General features: G+C 47.5%; 13 protein-coding genes and 1 tRNA gene. 9 read left to right on the forward strand and 5 right to left on the reverse strand.

Annotated elements, in window-relative coordinates:
- Window positions 1–161: 161 nt before the first annotated feature.
- The 9 genes from FJ023_00710 (at window position 162) to FJ023_00750 (ending at window position 11,765) form a co-directional block, all read left to right on the forward strand.
- Window positions 162–2,591, forward strand: coding sequence for a hypothetical protein (locus FJ023_00710; protein ID MBM4445867.1), 2,430 nt, complete (start codon window positions 162–164; stop codon window positions 2,589–2,591).
- Between the two features lie 171 nt (window positions 2,592–2,762).
- Complete coding sequence (gene nadE, locus FJ023_00715) at window positions 2,763–3,485, forward strand: NAD(+) synthase (GenBank protein MBM4445868.1); 723 nt, start codon at window positions 2,763–2,765, stop codon at window positions 3,483–3,485.
- 78 nt (window positions 3,486–3,563) lie between these two features.
- Window positions 3,564–4,601 (forward strand): recombinase RecA, encoded by a 1,038-nt coding sequence (gene recA / locus FJ023_00720; protein MBM4445869.1) that lies wholly within the window; start codon window positions 3,564–3,566, stop codon window positions 4,599–4,601.
- A 71-nt stretch (window positions 4,602–4,672) separates the two neighbouring features.
- Entirely contained in the window at window positions 4,673–5,305 is a 633-nt protein-coding gene (locus FJ023_00725; GenBank protein ID MBM4445870.1) for a regulatory protein RecX, read from the forward strand.
- A 113-nt stretch (window positions 5,306–5,418) separates the two neighbouring features.
- Window positions 5,419–6,951 (forward strand): ribonuclease Y, encoded by a 1,533-nt coding sequence (gene rny, locus FJ023_00730; GenBank protein ID MBM4445871.1) that lies wholly within the window; start codon window positions 5,419–5,421, stop codon window positions 6,949–6,951.
- 26 nt (window positions 6,952–6,977) lie between these two features.
- On the forward strand, window positions 6,978–7,745 hold the full coding sequence (locus FJ023_00735) for a TIGR00282 family metallophosphoesterase (protein ID MBM4445872.1): 768 nt from the start codon (window positions 6,978–6,980) through the stop codon (window positions 7,743–7,745).
- Window positions 7,746–8,603 (forward strand): PHP domain-containing protein, encoded by an 858-nt coding sequence (locus FJ023_00740; protein ID MBM4445873.1) that lies wholly within the window; start codon window positions 7,746–7,748, stop codon window positions 8,601–8,603.
- Window positions 8,604–8,651: 48 nt separating this feature from the next.
- Window positions 8,652–10,703 carry a 4Fe-4S dicluster domain-containing protein gene (locus tag FJ023_00745; protein MBM4445874.1) on the forward strand — a complete coding sequence of 684 codons (2,052 nt, stop codon included), beginning with the start codon at window positions 8,652–8,654 and terminating at the stop codon, window positions 10,701–10,703.
- Between the two features lie 60 nt (window positions 10,704–10,763).
- Window positions 10,764–11,765: a (Fe-S)-binding protein gene (locus FJ023_00750; GenBank protein ID MBM4445875.1), complete on the forward strand. Its 1,002-nt coding sequence runs from the start codon at window positions 10,764–10,766 to the stop codon at window positions 11,763–11,765.
- A gap of 73 nt (window positions 11,766–11,838) precedes the next feature.
- On the opposite strand, the gene FJ023_00755 is transcribed toward FJ023_00750, so the two are convergent.
- The 5 genes from FJ023_00755 to FJ023_00775 all read right to left on the reverse strand — a co-directional run bounded on the left by FJ023_00755 (window position 11,839) and on the right by FJ023_00775 (window position 16,747).
- On the reverse strand, window positions 11,839–12,921 hold the full coding sequence (locus FJ023_00755; GenBank protein ID MBM4445876.1) for a type IV pilus twitching motility protein PilT: 1,083 nt from the start codon (window positions 12,919–12,921) through the stop codon (window positions 11,839–11,841).
- Window positions 12,922–12,940: 19 nt separating this feature from the next.
- A complete protein-coding gene (locus tag FJ023_00760; protein ID MBM4445877.1) occupies window positions 12,941–14,953 on the reverse strand; it encodes a hypothetical protein in 2,013 nt (670 codons plus the stop codon).
- Window positions 14,954–15,104: 151 nt separating this feature from the next.
- Window positions 15,105–15,179: transfer RNA gene (locus FJ023_00765), tRNA-Asn, on the reverse strand.
- 98 nt (window positions 15,180–15,277) lie between these two features.
- A complete protein-coding gene (thpR, locus tag FJ023_00770; GenBank protein MBM4445878.1) occupies window positions 15,278–15,877 on the reverse strand; it encodes an RNA 2',3'-cyclic phosphodiesterase in 600 nt (199 codons plus the stop codon).
- A gap of 21 nt (window positions 15,878–15,898) precedes the next feature.
- Window positions 15,899–16,747, reverse strand: coding sequence for an amidohydrolase (locus FJ023_00775; protein MBM4445879.1), 849 nt, complete (start codon window positions 16,745–16,747; stop codon window positions 15,899–15,901).
- Window positions 16,748–16,753 lie beyond the last annotated feature (6 nt).

Raw genomic sequence — 16,753 nt, forward strand, 5'->3', positions numbered from 1 at the left:
TAATAGTTTACCTGGCAACTGCCGCTGAGTCAAACTTCAATTTGACAAAACCGATGCAGGTGCTTAAAGTGTCCGTAGCAGGCTATTATTTTTAGTTAAATTGTGCGGTATAATAAAATCATCTCAGTCCAAGCAAAATTAGGATATCGACGGAGAAAACCATGAGCATTGAGAAATATGAAGTTTCGGCAGATAAGTTACGCTGGCAATGTGATCCTACCCTTTTTGACTTTGAATGTACTAAAGACCTAGCGCCATTGCGGGAATTCGTCGGGCAGGATAGGGCAATACGCGCCATCGAATTTGGCTTGTCTATGGATAAAGATGGGTACAATATATATGTGGCTGGACTGACTGGGACGGGGAAAACCTCAGCAGTCAAAAGCCAGATTGATAAACTGCTTGAGGGTAGGCAAGCGTCGCAACTGGTGCAACCTCCGGAAGATTGGTTCTATCTTCACAACTTCACAGCTCCTGAGAGGCCGCAGATTTTAAATCTCCCCCAAGGGAAAGGCAAAGTTTTTAAAGAGCAAATAAACAGCCTGTTGCAGAGAATTAAGGAAGAGCTGGCTAAGACGTTTTCCAGTGAAGAATACAAGATAGAAAGGAAAGGGATTGTAGAAACGAGCCAGTCTGAGCAAAAGAAGCTTTTCGAAGATGTGGATGAAGAGGCTCAGCGGGAAAACTTTCGATTTCAGATCACTCCGATGGGCCCAGCCTTGATTCCTCTGGTGGATGGGAAACCTCTGTCTCAGGATGAGTATGCGGCACTGGAGGAGTCGGTGCGTGAGCAGATAGAAAAAAGGCAGGCTGAATTGCTGGGAAAGCTCCAGTCTACTTACGAAAAAGCTAAGGAGCTAGAAAGGGAAACAGCGGAGAAGCTGCAGAATATTGACAAAGCAGTGGCCGATTTTACCATAGCCAGGCTATTTGATAGCCTGATGCAAGAATATAAGGACTCAGAAAAGATTGGCCGTTATCTCACTAATTTGAAATCCTATACTATGGACAATCTGGATGTATTTAAAGAGAAAGAAGAGCCGACACAATTTGTCTTTGGTGTGCCTGCCAGTTACATTGCGCGTGGTCGTGACCCCTTTCTTCCTTTTCAGGTGAATGTATTTGTGGATAACAGTGTTACCAAGGGGCCGCCGGTAATCGTCGAGCCCAATCCCAACTATGCTAATCTGTTTGGCAAGATGGAGAGGCGTTTTTTCTTCGGCGGATATCTTAGTGACCACACCATGTTGAAGCCCGGTGCTATTCATCTGGCTAACGGTGGCTATCTATTGCTCAGTGCTATGGACGTGGTGACTAATCCTGCTGTCTGGCCGGCTTTGAAGCGGGCTATTAAGACTAAAGAAGTAGGCATTGAAGACCCTATGGAGCAATTTGGGCTTATCATTTCTCAGGGCTCGAGGCCGGAACCTATGCCGGTAAATGTTAAGGTAGTTCTCATTGGTGATAGTATGCTATATCAGTTACTCTCTATTTATGATGAGGACTTCTGGGAGACTTTTAGGGTAAAAGCAGATTTCGATTTTCAGATTGATAGGACTAAAGAAAATATGATGGCTTTTGCTGCTTTTATAGCTGGTTGTTGTGAGGATTGTGAGTTGCGCCATTTTGACCCCACTGGGGTGGCTAGGGTGGTGGAATATGCCGCTCGAATGGTGGCCGACCAAGAGAAATTATCATCTAGATTTGCCCAGATTATGGAATTGGTACAGGAAGCAGAATATTGGGCGCGTAAGGATAATGCTTCGCTTGTAGCTGGGCGGTATGTAGAGGTGGCAGTTGAAGAGAGGCGCTTCCGGCATAGCCTGCCTGATGAGCGGATCAGAGAGTTGATTGATAATGGAACTATTATGATAGATGTTGAAGGTGTAGTAGTAGGTCAGGTGAACGGTCTTAGCCTGTATAGCCTAGGTGATGTGACCTTCGGAAAACCATCGCGTATAACCTGCAAGACGTTTCTGGGACGCGGGGGCGTTATCAACATTGAAAGGGAATCCCAGCTCAGTGGCAGGATTCACGATAAGGGTGTTCTGATCCTCAGCGGCTATATGGGTTGGAGGTATGCTCAGGACAATCCTCTTTCGCTGTCTGCCAGCGTGTGTTTTGAACAGTCTTATGAAGGTGTGGAAGGGGACAGTGCTGCTTCCGCAGAGCTCTATGCTCTGCTCTCCAGCTTATCGGATGTGCCCATAAGGCAAAATATTGCGGTCACTGGCTCAGTGAACCAAAAAGGTGAAATACAACCTATCGGCGGGGTGAACCAGAAAATTGAAAGCTTTTTCCAGGTTTGCAAAGCTAAAGGTCTTAGTGGGGATCAAGGTGTAATCACACCACAGCAGAATTTGAGAAATCTTATGTTACAGCAGGAAGTGGTAGATGCAGTAAAACAGGGCAAATTCCACGTATATGCGGTGAGCACCGTTGATGAAGGTATAGAGATTCTTACCGGTGTGGAGGTAGGGGCGAAAAGTGAGGTTGGCACATATCAAGATAGTAGCATTAATTACAAAGTAGACAAGAAATTGAAAGAAATGGCAGCGAAGCTAAGGCGGTTTTCCGTTCCACCAGCCTAGGAAAAGGAGACTGCTAAGGCACAAACACTTTGCTACCCAATCCGGTTAAATATAGCCTGACTTACCATTATTTATGTTCTTCTCCCGAACAGAGTTGTTTTTTTCTCTGTCATCCCTTGGTGAACTGTTTCGCGCAATGTTATACTAGCAACTAGTGTGATAAAGTCATCAATTGACGAACTAGCTCAGAAGCTCATTTCATGGATCAGAGAGACAGTCTTGGCAGCTGGGGGTAAAGGGGTGGTCTTGGGAATGAGCGGTGGGATCGACTCCTCTGTAGCTGCAGTATTATCTAAGCGTGCCTTTCCTGAGGCAATTCTAGGAGTCATTATGCCCTGTCATAGCAGTAACATCGATAGAGAGCATGCAGAGCTTGTTGCTGCCAGGTTTAATATACCTACTAAAGTTGTTGTTCTCGATGAGGTATTTGACATTTTGATTAAGGCTTTGCCGGGTGATGGCTATGATGCGGCGACAGGGAAACTGGCGGGAAATAATATCAAACCCAGGCTGCGGATGGTTGCCCTCTATTATTTTGCCAACCGTCTTAATTATCTAGTAGTGGGCGCCAGCAATAGAAGTGAATTGTCGGTTGGCTATTTTACCAAGCATGGAGATGGTGGCTCAGACCTTATGCCTTTGGGAAACTTGGTCAAAAGCCAGGTGCGGGATTTGGCCAGGTATTTGGATATCCCTAGAGAGATTATTGATAAGCCACCTTCGGCAGGTTTGTGGGAGGGGCAGACAGATGAGGGAGAGTTGGGGCTAACCTATAACGAGCTTGACCGTTACTTGACTACAGGTGAAGCTGAGAAAAGAATTAAAGAGAAGATTGATTTCATGATAAGCAAGAGCGCACATAAAAGCTGCCCTCCGCCTATTTCGCCACTATAAATTATAATCCATTGACTATGGGTTGTGTTGGCATAATACGTATGTTATGATTCGCTTGGCTCTTAGAGGAGGGAAGAGATGGCTTCAGAGAAAGAGAAAGCACTGGAACTGGCAGTAAGTCGTATTGAGAAGCAGTTTGGTGAGGGTTCTATTATGAAGTTGGGTGAACTCTCGGCGAGAATGGTAGCGGAGGCTATTCCGACCGGCTCGCTGAGTTTAGATTTAGCCTTGGGGATAGGTGGCATTCCTCGAGGACGTGTCACTGAGATTTTTGGTGCCGAGGCTTCAGGTAAGACCACTCTCGCCCAGCACATAATTGCTGAAGCTCAGAAACTTGGTGGTATTGCTGTCTATGTCGATGCGGAGCATGCGCTTGACACTGCCTACGCGGCTAATTGCGGGGTGAAGGTTGAAGATTTGCGCATATCCCAGCCTGATGATGGGGAGGAAGCTTTGGGGATAACAGAAGAACTGGTAAGAAGTGGAGCCGTGGATATAATAGCCATTGATAGTGTGGCTGCCTTGGTGCCTCGGGCTGAGATAGAGGGGGAGATGGGTGATGCTCATATTGGTTTGCAAGCGCGATTGATGTCACAGGCGTTAAGGAAATTAGTAGCGGCAATTAGCAAATCACATACCGCTGTAGTTTTTATTAACCAGCTGAGGGAAAAGGTGGGCATCATTTTTGGTAGCCCGGAGGTCACTCCCGGGGGTAGAGCCTTGAAATTTTATAGCTCAGTGCGGATTGATTTGAGGCGGGTTGATTCTATTAAACAGGGTTCTGAAGTGGTGGGTACTAGGGTTCGGGCCAGGGTAGTGAAGAATAAAATGGCCCCTCCTTTTCGCTCTGCCGAATTTGACATAATGTTTGGGCGTGGTAAATGTGGTATAAGTAAAGAAGGTGATATTATTGATTTAGGCGTTGCTCTGGGGATAGTAAAAAAGGCCGGTACTTTTTTTACTTACGGTGACCTTAAGTTGGGCCAGGGACGAGAGAATTCTAGAGATTACCTATGGCAGCATGCTGACCTGGCTTTGAAGATAGAGCGCGAGATAAGAGCTGCGGCAATGTCTTCGCCGGGCCCAGGTATCGAAACGAAGGAAGTTCTCGAGTAAGCTGTACTCTTCTGCATATCTGTTATCCGCCCAGAGCAAAAATTAAAAGCTTGTATCTCGAGGAGGTTTAAGTGGGGGTGATTACAGCTCTGAGGGTAAACGGTAAGAAAAAGCAAGTCAGTGTCTTTGTTGACGGCTCCTTTTCGTTTTCCATCGGTGATGAGGTGGCAGTAACAGCTGGTATCAAAGTTGGCCAACACTTGTCGGCAGAGCAGATTAAAGAACTGAAGCAAGTTGACATTTTTCAGAACTGTTTTGAGGCCGCTTTGCACTATCTCGGCTATCGTCCTAGAAGTGAGGCTGAAGTAAGACAACGACTACATCGTCGAGGTTTCAATGATGAGGTGGTGGATAAAGTTATTATTAAGCTAAAGGAGCGCAGCCTGATTGATGATGAAGCTTTTGCCCAATATTGGAAGGACAGTCGCCAGTCATTCAGGCCTCGAAGCCGAAGGCTGATAAAACTTGAGTTGCGGCAAAAGGGTGTGGCTAGTGAAACAGCTAATGAGGTAGTGGCCGATTTGGATGATGAAGCTGCCGCTTATAGGGTAGGATTAAGGAAGGCGCGTGTTTTGTCTGGCTCGGATCATAGTGAATTCCGTCGCCGTTTGGTCGGTTATCTTCGGCGGCGCGGCTTTGATTATGGTACTATTAGTGCTGTTGTGGTGCGTTTGTGGCAAGAGCGGCAAACTGACTCTGCGTAATGTCCCTGAATAGGACATTTGTTTGACACCAGCTCGGCGAAGGTTTACTATTATTAGAGGGATGATTGAGGGGTTCTATATTATGTGGTGTTTTAGGAAAGTGAGGCAGTTAAATGATTTCTGCAACAATATACTTTGTTTTTGTTGGGGTTGTTCTCCTTTTAGGTTTACTCCTCGGCTATTTTGCCAGGCAGATATTAGCTAACCAGCAGCTCCGCCGAACTCAAAATGAAGCTAAGCGATTACTAGAGGAGGCAGCGGCTGCGCATACAGATATGCTTCAGAAAGCCAGAGAAGAAGCTATCAGGGTAAGAGCAGCTGCTGAAGCTGATAGTCGTGAGCGACGTTTTGAATTACAGAGACTGGAAAGGCGTTTTGCTCAGAAGGAAGAGAAGCTAGAACACAAGCTGGAGGCTCTGGAACGCCGCGAACGTGGTCTGACTAACCGGGAGAGGGAAATCGAGGGTGTTAAAACTCAACTTGAGGAGATACGAGCTAAGCAGCTGCAGCGACTCGAGCTTATCTCAGGTATTTCAAGTGATGAAGCTAAACAGGAATTGCTTCGGGCTATAGAAGAAGAGATTCGTGAGGAAGCGTCACGGCGTGTTCGGGAATGGGAGTCCCGCGTAAAGAACGAGATTGATGACAAAGCCCGCGAAATTTTAGCTACCACTATCCAGCGCTGTGCCACCGACGTAGTTTCAGAGACAACAGTATCTGTTGTGCCTTTGCCTAGTGATGAGATGAAAGGGCGGCTTATTGGCCGTGAGGGTCGAAATATCCGAGCTTTGGAGCAGGCTACTGGTGTGGATCTAATCATTGATGATACGCCGGAAGCGGTGACCATCACTAGTTTCGACCCGATGAGGCGGGAAATAGCTAGGGTGGCTTTGAACAGTCTTATTCTTGATGGGCGTATTCATCCAGCCCGGATAGAGGAAGTGGTGGAGAAGGCTAAAAGTGAAGTTGAGACTGCGATTCGCGATGAGGGCGAACGCGCAACTCGTGAAGTTGGAGTAATAGGGTTACATCCTGAGTTGATCAGGTTAATCGGCAAGCTAAAGTTTCGAAGCAGCTATGGGCAGAACGTGTTGACTCATAGCCTTGAGGTCGCTTACTTCGCCGGAATGCTGGCAGCTGAGATCGGTGCTGATGTGATACTGGCCAAGAGAGCCGGCCTGCTTCATGATATCGGTAAAGCTGTGGATCATCAAATAGAAGGCCCGCATGCCTCGATAGGTGCTGACCTAGTTAAGCAGTGGGACAAATCGACTGAGATAGCTCAAGCTGTCGCTGAACATCATGGTGAAGCTACTACAACCAGTGCCCTCGGTTTTATCGTTGCTACGGCTGATGCTATAAGTGGGTCGAGACTTGGAGCCCGGCGTGAGTCGCTGGAACAATACTTAAAGCGTATCGAGGCTCTGGAAAATGTGGCTACTAGTTTTTCTGGAGTGGAGAAGGCTTTTGCTATTCAAGCGGGGCGCGAAGTGCGTATTCTAGTTAAACCAGAGCAGATAGATGACCTGGGAGCTATGAGATTGGCTCGAGACATAGTTCAGAAGATAGAGGATACTCTGGAGTATCCGGGTCAAATTAAAGTGACTGTGATGCGGGAGACCAGGGCAGTGGATTACGCCAAGTAATAAGTTAAGCAATATGAGGAACAGTATTGCGTATATTAATGATAGGTGACGTAGTTGGCAGGCCTGGCAGAAGAGCAGTGCAGCAATTTCTACCAGGCCTGTGTCATGATTATGACCTTAGCCTTGTTATAGCGAACGGTGAGAATTGCGCTGGTGGCATAGGTATTACGCCAGACACAGCCAGAGAGCTTATTGACTGTGGCGTTAATGTGATAACTACTGGGAATCATGTATGGGCCAAGAAGGAGATTATTCCTTATTTGGATAGTGAGTTGCCTATTCTCCGCCCTTTGAATTTCCCGCCCGGTGCACCAGGCCATGGTGTTCTGGAAGTAAAAGGTGTCTCAATAGTCAATTTAATAGGACGCGTTTTTATTGGCGCATTCGATTGCCCTTTCCGTGCTATAGATTGTCTGCTATCGGAAATCAAAGCTGTTAGTAAGGTCATTATTGTTGATTTTCATGCTGAAGCTACTTCGGAGAAGGTGGCTATGGGAAGGTATCTTGACGGCAGAGTAAGTGCGGTGCTTGGTACGCATACTCATATAGGCACGATTGATGCTTACATTTTGCCTAAAGGAACTGCTTATGTTACTGATGTGGGGATGGTTGGTCCTGCGGATTCGGTTATCGGCGTTGATGCTGAATCAGTAATTCGCAGCTTTCTCGCCGGTATGCCTCATCGCTTTTTTATGGGTGAGGGGCCTGTCAGTTTTGATGCGGTGCTAGTCGAAGTAGAAGAGGCTACGGGAAAGGCTATAAGCATACAGCGGATACAGCTGAAAGAGGAATAGGTGAAAGCTGATCTTCATGTGCATACTACTGCCTCCGATGGGCGTCTTGAACCTAGGGAGATTGTTTCCTTGGCGGTAAAAGTCGGGCTGGATGCTATAGCTATTACTGACCATGACACCGTAGGCGGTGTTGTACCAGCTTTGGCTGCCGCTGAAGTTTTTCCTTCGTTTGTGGTTATCCCCGGCGTTGAGATTAATACTGATGTGCCTCATGGTGAGGTTCATATTTTGGGCTATTTCATTGATTACACTGACCGGAAATTGGCTATTGCCTTGCAGAGATTGCGCGATTCGCGGCGAGAGCGGGCACAGCAGATGATTGCCAAGCTGCGTAGCCTGGGCATGAAAATTGAGTGGCAGCGAGTGTCTGAGCTAGCACAGGGAGGTTCTGTATGCAGGCCTCACATAGCTCAAGCTTTGTTTGAGAAAAGCTATGTTGGCTCTGAGAAGGAGGCTTTTGACAAATACATTGGTCATGATGGTCCTGCATATGTGGAGCGGTACAAATTGCTTCCAGCCGAAGCAGTTAAGCTGATTCTAGATGCTCAAGGATTGCCTGTATTAGCTCACCCGATAGACATCCTTGATTTAAATGAGTTTGTCCCCAAGTTGAAATCAGTAGGTCTAATCGGCATAGAAGTCTATTATCGTGATTACAGTTCAGGTATAATTGAAGAGCTACTGAAAGTCGCTAATCAGCATGCCCTTGTTCCCACGGGAGGTACTGATTATCATGCTTTTGGTGATGGTTTAGAGGTTATGATTGGAGGGGCACTGACTCCCGCTCAGTCTGTGGAGCGGTTGTTTGCCCTGGCTGACAAGCATAGTTTAGAGTTACCAAAGCAGCATAAGCTTTAACTTCGATTAAACTGTGCATAAATAGCTATAAGGAGGAACGAGTAAACCATGGAAGCATTTCGTGAAATTTTCTGGGATATAGCTTTTGGTTCTCTTATCTTGTATCCTCTGGGTGCAGCCGCTCTTGGGATTTTTATTTATGCTATATACCGTCGTTGTCGCCTGTGGGCAGTCGGTAAGCCTGATAAGAGGTGGGATAATCTAGGTAAGAGAATTTGGGATTTTATAGTTGTTGGGATAATTGATGGCATTTTTCATAGGCGATTCTTCCGCGAACCATACCCCGGGATAATGCATTTTCTCCTGTTTGCTGGGGCTGTTGTTCTGCTAGTTGGAACAGCCCTCGACGTTATAGACCATTACGTTTTTCATTTTATAAGTGGGAATATTTATCTTGGCCTTAGTTTTGCGCTGGATATGGGTGGGGTATTTATGTTGGTTGGCGCTATCATGGCCGTGGTTCGTCGGTATGTCCAGAAGCCGGAAAGGTTAAATACCGTGCTGGACAATACCGTTGTTTTAACCCTCATCTTTGTCGTTGTAATCACTGGCTTCTTTATCGAAGCCTTTCGTATGCTGACGGCTATTCCAGAAGGCTTATCTCAGCCTGAATTTTACAGCCATCCAGAGTGGTCGATTTGGGCTTTTGTGGGCTATGCTATAGCTGGCCTGTTTTCCGGTTTATCCGAAAGCACTAGGTTAGCCTGGTATATTGGCTTATGGTGGTTTCATGCCGCCCTGGCTTTAGGCGCTATTTTCTACGTCTGTCTCTCATTCGACAAGCTGACCCATATCATCGTGTCACCGGTTAATGTCTTTTTCAAGTCGTCTCGACCCAAGGGCGCATTGGCGCCGATTAATATTGAGGAAGCTGAGACCTTTGGTGTCAGTAAGATAGAAGATTTTACCTGGAAACAACTCTTTGATTTGGATGCCTGTACTGACTGCGGTAGGTGTCAGGATAGATGCCCGGCTTATCTTACAGGCAAGCCTTTATCTCCACGCAAGGTAATACAAGATCTGAAAGCCCATTTGCTCGATAGAAGCAGTGCTTTGCTGACCGCCAAAGCGGCTACTCCCACAGATGGTGGTGGAGCCAAGTCTCTGATTGGGGAGGTGATACTTGAGGATGAGCTTTGGTCATGTACCACCTGCCGTGCTTGCCAGGAAATATGTCCTGTATTTGTTGAGCATATTGATAAGATTGTGGATATGCGTCGCAATTTGGTCTTGGAACAAGCTAAGGTACCTGAGACTGGTGAAGCCGCTTTGAGGTGCATTGAGGCCAGAGGCCACAGTTGTAGGGGAACTACGCTTACCAGGACTGACTGGACCAGTGGACTGGATATCAAGCTCCTATCTGAGGAGAGCAATGTTGATTTGATATATTACGTAGGCTGTGCTGCGGCTTTGGAAGATAGGAGTATGAAGATAGCTGTAGCTATGGGCAAGATATTGAAAGCTGCCGGTGTCAGGTTTGCTATCCTTGGCCCTGAGGAGACCTGCTGTGGTGAGCCGGCAAGAAGGCTAGGCAACGAATACCTATTTCAGATGCAGGCGACGAAGAATATCGAGCTGTTTAAGAACTACAACGCAAAGAAGATAGTCACCACCTGTCCGCATTGTTTTAACACTATTAAGAATGAGTACACTCAGTTTGGTGGTGATTTTGAGGTTGTCCATCATACACAGTTTATCGCTGAACTGCTGAAGCAGGGTAAGATTAAACCAGCTTTGATGAGAGATGGGAAATTAACCTATCACGATTCTTGTTATCTCGGTAGACACAACGACATATATGAGGCTCCGAGACAGGTACTGGCCAGCGTCTCGCCATCCCGGCTGCTGGAGATGAGGCGTGTTCGGCGGAACGGATTTTGTTGCGGTGCTGGAGGTGGACGCTACTGGATGGAGGAGCGCATTGGCAAGCGGATCAGCGAAGAGCGCATTGAGCATGCAATCGAGACCAAAGCTGATATCGTAGCTGCAGCCTGCCCTTATTGTTTGCAGATGTTTGAAGATGCTATTAAAGCGAAAGCGGTGGAAGAATCATTCAAAGCTGCAGACATTGCTGAGTTGCTGGCAGCACAACTTGGTTAAGAGGCTACTGAGTAGGCCAAGGCTCGCTGCAAAAACAGAGTGTATTGAGGGGGTGCTAAGATGTGGGATGCTTCTAAGTGCAACTTTTGTGGCGATTGTTTGCTGAAGTGTCTTTATGTTGATTATGACAAGGACAGGGCCGTAGCTGAAATCAAGGCGCTTATAGAAGGCAAACGGGCTGAAATCTTGATCCAATGTGTCACTTGCTGTGCCTGCAGGGAGTATTGTCCTACAGGAGCTGACCCCTATGACCTTATCCTGAAGGCACAAGAGAAATATGGGGCATTTCCCGTGCCCACGGAAGTAGCAGCTGCGTTCGACTTTGTTGCTCAGATTCCCAGTGAGCTGATACCTGGTGACCCCGATAAGCCTGTACTCTCACTCTGTGTTATGGAGCGCCAGCTTCCTGAAGGAGCCCTTAATAGCCAGTTATTTGAAGGTATGACCATAGTCAAGGGAGGAGACTATTTTTGTTACATCGGCTATGTGCATGTTGGCAAAGAAAGCCCCATTGAGAAGAGTGCCGGGAAATTCATTGATAAAATTGCCAGCTTGGGTAAGGAAATCATATTCATCCACGATGACTGCTATGCTATGGTACATGCCAAGGTCAAGGACTACGGTGTCACTGTGCCATTTAAGTACAGGCATATCTTCGAATACCTGCGCAATTATCTGAGAGACCACCGGAGCAGCGTTACCAAGCTAAATAAGAAGGTGGCTTACCAGCGTCCCTGTGCTTCGAGATATACTCCGGAGAAGGACGTCTTACTTGATGAGATTTTCGAGCTCATTGGAGTGGAGCGAATGCCGCGGAGATATGACCGTGAGAGCGCTCTCTGTTGCACAGGCCCGCTGATCAATGTCAACCGGGAGCGGGCTGTTAGCATACAGGTAAAGAATATCGGAGATGCCATAGCTAGTGGTGCTGATGCTTTAGTTACCCTTTGCCCTGTGTGTGATCGTGTGCTGAGGCGTCCGACCTCAGAACGGGGCTTTAACAAGATTTTCATTACCGATCTCTGTCGTATGGCTCTAGGGGAGAAGTTGTTTCCGGCATAGGTTGGCTAGTTTCAGGCCCACTTGAAATATTGCTTGGAGAATTATTTCAAAAATTGCCACGATGTTTTCTAGGCTAACGACTGACGGTGCTAGGTTGGTATTCGAGCAGTTTCTTCAGTCGGTCGGGGTTACTGCTCTTCATCTTGGCTTCTTCTAAAGCTACTATTTTCTTCCTCACTAAATCGGCTAGTGCTTGGTCAAGGGTTTGCATGCCTTCGCTGGAGCTGAGTTGCATTACACTGTGTAGCTCAAATGTCTTGCCTTCCCGAACAAGGTTCTTGACCGCAGAATTGCCAATCATGATTTCGAAAGCGGCTATTCTACCTTTACCCGTAGTCCGTGGCAATAGGGTCTGAGATAAGACTGCGACTATTACCTGTGAGAATTGTAGTCTGATTTGAGGTTGCTGGCTGGGTGGGAATATATCAATTATACGGTCAACAGTCTGAGGTGCATCAGTGGTGTGCAGTGTGCCCATCACGATGTGTCCGGTTTCAGCGGCCCTCATCGCCGTCTGTACGGTTTCAAAATCTCTGAGCTCACCAACCACTATAACATCCGGGTCATGCCGTAGGGCGTGGATGAGAGCAATATCGAATGACTTAGTATCATCGCCAAGGTCTCGCTGGGCGATTAGGCATTTGATGTTGTGGTGCAAATATTCAATCGGGTCCTCAATGGTGATTACGTTGCGGGCAATGTTCTCATTGAGGTAATTAAGCATAGCGGCCATAGTGGTGGATTTGCCGCTGCCCGTTGGACCAGTGATCAGGATGAGTCCTCTTGGTTTGAGAATAAGCTCCTTGCACATCTGCGGTAGCTGTAGCTCATCGATTGTAAATACTTTAAAGGGCACCAGGCGGAAAGCAAGACTTATTGACCCCCTTTGCTGCATGACACTCACCCGGAATCTGGCTAACCCAGGGACACTGTAGGCGAAGTCAAGCTCCTTTTCTAGGTGGAAGCGACTCCTTTGCTCTTGAGTAGAAATATGTTTAAACGCCGCTTCGATTTCCTCCGGTTTGAGTGGCGGTAGCTGCATTTGCGGTCTAAGCTCGCCGTCAACGCGCAGCACTGGTGGTGCGGGCACCCTTAAATGCAGGTCTGAGGCTTTTTGGTCTACCATTAGATTTAGAAGTTCAATTATATGTTCCATAACAGTACCTCCGTAGGATTCACTTATTTATCAAGGCGACAACGGGGAGATGGTCAGAGGCAGTGCTTAATGGCACCTCAACAGTTTTTGTATAGAGGTCGGGTGATAGCCAGATGTAGTCTATGCGCTTGTATGGATTGTCTGAGGTAAAGGTGTATGCTAGATAAGGGTCCATTTTTATTCCGACGTCTGTAAGGCTAGCTTGCCGCAACGTAATTATCTCTGGATAATCAGGTTGTGCGTTGAAGTCGCCTAATAGTACAGTGCGATTGTTGCCGATGTCATTTAAGAAGTCGAGTATGGTTAAGGTTTGAAGCTGGCGAATTTCCACATCCTCATCGAGATGGTGTAAATGGGTGGCGATGACCTTTAGGTGTTCACCGTTTCCAAGGTCTATTAATGCTGCGATGAAGCCGCGCTTTATGAACAGATCACGAGGTGGCAGATCCTCCCTTGAATATGCCAGTATCGGGTAGCGACTCAGGATGGCATTGCCCCAAAAGGGGTCTGCAGTTGGTCCAAAAATATATGGCATGTGCAATCGCTGAGATAACCACGCCAGCATGTCTACTCGGCCACTGACTACCCAACCTCTTGATACTTCTTGTAAGGCGACGATATCAGGATTATTGCGTTCAATAACTTGGGCGATTTCTTCCATATTCAGTTTCCCCTTTGTGTTAAAGCCATTGTGCAGGTTGTAGGTCATAATGCGGATGGGGAAACCTTGTCCGGTAACTGCTGCTGGTGCCCGCCATGTGATTGCTCCGGCCAAAGGCAATACTAGGAGAATCAGAGCGAATATTGGTACCAGCCATAACTTTGGGTCAACCTTTATCTCTTGTTGTCGGAAGATTAAGGTGCATATGGCGCAGACTGCAACGATGCCCCCGGCTATGGGTTCCAGGGCGGCGTTGCTGTAGGGAAGGCTGATATCGTAGACAGCGTAGTAGGCAAGCATGAGCGCTAGAAATAAGACCGTGCCAATGCCATTGGCAATCCAGACGCCGGAGCGCTGTGTTTTGCCTGTGCTGGTGGTGATGCCAATTAAAGCCATCACTATAAGTGCCGATACCAGCACTTGTCCGACTAGAAACAGCAGGGCTATTAAGGCTGCTGGTTCTTGGTAGCCAAATGCCAGAGCTGCGGTCAGGATAATGCCGGCGCCTAATGCCCAGGGCCATAACATGCGCCAGTTCTTGCTGAGAAGCCAGGCAGCGGCGGCCAGACCCGCTAGCTGGGCCAGTAGCGTCAGCCCGAAGGCTATCGGCAGTGGCCAACTGGTTAGCGTTGCTACACGTGGTATGTTCTGGAAAACTACCAACTCCAGGAACAAGAAAGGTCCGATGGCTAGCCAGGTAAATGGCCGTGCAGTATAGGTTTTGCCAGATTTGGTGCGGCCTGATGCTGTTGAACTGGCCTTGATTGTGTCTGTAACACCCACGAGGAGCACTAGTTGGATTATGACCAGTAGCACTGTTAGCAGCAATGGTAGCGGTTCCACCTGCCAGACGGTATCATATGTGCCAAAGGTGCCGTTAATGGCAACATCCAGTGCTAGCCCGCCTAGAAGTCCTAAGGCGTAGCGGGAGATAGCGGAGCCACCTTTGAGTCGTGCATATTCGAAGCAGGTTGGCAAAAAGATGACGAACAAAATTGTTCCTGCTATTGCTAGGATTAAATTAAAGAGCGGCTCACCCCACCAGGGTTGCATAAATAATCTCAGTATGCCTAGCCCAGCGGCGGTGATTACCAGTAGGCGACGGTTGCCTGCGAGCTGATTTAAGGGGCCGGCGAGGAAGCCGGTGAGGAAAATCAAGAGTCCTATTGTACCAAGCTCAATTGTACCCCAACCCATCCGATCGCTGAGTATCCAGAACATGCCTGGCACCAACACCCTGAGCACTTGCATGCCGAATAAGACTGTGACTGCGGTTATTGTTAATTCAGTCAATAGAGGTCGAGCTGCTAGCCAGTCGGCAAATATGGATATCCTGTCTTTTCTGGCTGTAGACTTAGCTCTACCTGGCATTGCGTCTCCTTTTTGACACAGCTTCTTGCAATAATTAGATATCTCTGAATCAGGTGCTCTCTTGTTTCCTGCGCCTGTTGTTTCGGGAGCTTATGATACGGCTATGAAGTCTAGCTGTCAAGTTCTTTTGTGTGAAGTTGAGCGTGCAAGTTGGCTCCCGAGGTAGGACTCGAACCTACGACCAAGCGGTTAACAGCCGCCCGCTCTACCACTGAGCTACTCGGGAATGGCTTGCCAATCTGGACTCAGGTTGAGCTTTGCAGGTTTTAATTTAGCAGGCAGACCACATATTATAGCATCGTGCCTTTGGCGACGACAACAGCTCTAGCCTTTCAGTTTCACCTCGGCCAGGCGGCTATAGACAGCTCCGCCGGGTAAAAGCTGGCTTTTCATCAAGCTGAGGCTTTTTGCGTCTACCTTATAATTGACCTCAACGGGTGTCTTCATGACCAGTTCGCCGAAATCTCTTCTGTCTCCGGGTGAAACCCCCTCCCGCAAACGGGCCAGAGTTAAATGGGGTGTGAACGGACGCGTTTCTTTGGCAAAGCCCAGCGGAGCCAGGCCATTATCGATACGCTGTTGCCAGGCTACTAATTTATTTATCTCGCCTCTAATGCCTAACCAGAGGACACGTGGCTGCCTCAAGTTAGGAAAAGCACCTACTTCAGTGATTTCTACCTGAAATGGGCTAACGCCATTACTGGCTTGTTCCATAACCTTGGCTACCTCGGATACTTTCTGGGGAGATATGTTGCCCAAGAATTTGAGCGTAAGATGAATACTCTCAGGGCCCACCCATTTTACGAAGGTATGCTGAGGTAATTTCAACTCAGCTTGCAGCCGATGCAGGCCAGATTTGACCTCTTCAGGCAATTCAATAGCAATAAAAGAACGAATTTGCTCGTTGCTCAATGTCTTTACCACCTGGCAAAAGAATAACCTGGATTACACGATAGCCAATAGCTTTTGTGCATTCCCTCCAAGAATTTTAGCTTTGTCTTCTTGCCCAAGCTCGGTTGACTCGATCTGGTCTATTATCCGTCTTGGTGACAGAAGGGGGTAGTCGCTGCCGAAGAGGATTTTATTGCTGCCTGTGATGTCAGCTACCTGCTTGAAGATCTGTGGTTTATACAGAAACGGTGTAGCCGCGGTATCGAAGTAAACATTATTCAATGCCTTGCCTACTTCAGGCATCAAGGCATAAAAAGGCAAACCACCGCCCCAGTGAGCGCAGACTACTTTCAAATCAGGGAAGTTCAAGATGAAAGGATAGATGACTTCAGGGGTGATGCTTCCCTTGCCGAAGTACTGATGTCCCACCGGCTCGGAGACGTGCGTGAGGAAAATCAGGTTATGTTTTATGGCCGTCTCTACTACGGGTTTCATTATTTTGTTGTCCTTGAAGTCAAAGCCCTGGATATCAGGTCTCATCTCCCCGATTCCCTTGGCTCCGTTCCGGGCGCAGCGTTCCAACTCTTTGATAGCTTTGTCACCGGCAAGAGGTTGAATGACACAGAAGCCGATAAGCCGCTCAGGATAACGGGTGATAGCCTCCAGAATATAGTCGTTTGTCTCGACGCAAAGCTCATGGCTCGTCCATCCTAGATTGAGGATTACTGATTTATGAATGTTATGTTCATCCATGCTGGCAATTACTTCTTCGGCTGTTGCCAGTTTAGCTTTTGGTTCAGCATATAGTAGGGAAAAGCAGGCATCACCGAGGTATTTATGGCGCCTTTCCTTTATTTCTGGCGGCACCACGTGGGTATGAAAGTCTGTAATCATCTCAAGCATTATAAT

The sequence above is a fragment of the Chloroflexota bacterium genome, from assembly GCA_016875875.1.
In the GTDB taxonomy this organism is placed as follows: Bacteria; Chloroflexota; Dehalococcoidia; order GIF9; family UBA5629; genus 9FT-COMBO-48-23.